This is a genomic window from Pseudomonas sp. JV245A (assembly GCF_032424515.1).
In the GTDB taxonomy this organism is placed as follows: domain Bacteria; phylum Pseudomonadota; class Gammaproteobacteria; order Pseudomonadales; family Pseudomonadaceae; genus Aquipseudomonas; species Aquipseudomonas protegens.
On record NZ_VYKE01000683.1, the window covers coordinates 1 to 214 of the forward strand.

1 pseudogene is annotated in these 214 nt (G+C 56.1%); it reads left to right on the forward strand.

Going from position 1 to position 214, the window contains the following annotated elements:
• A pseudogene (locus tag F6S12_RS33610) lies at window positions 1-214 on the forward strand (serine/threonine protein kinase); the annotation flags it as partial.

The following is a 214-nucleotide window of genomic DNA, read 5'->3' on the forward strand; positions in this document are numbered from 1 at the left end:
ACCAGCTGTTTGCCGAGCTGATCAAGGAGCGCATCAGCCATGGCGACTTCAAGGGCCATAACCTGTTCTGGCAAGAGGGTCGCTGGGCGCTGATAGACCTCGACTCCATGTGCCAGCACTCCAGCATGAGCAGCTTTGCCCCAGCTTATGCCCGTGATCGCGCGCGATTCATGCGCAATTGGCCGCAAGACAGCAATTTGTATCAAGTGATTGA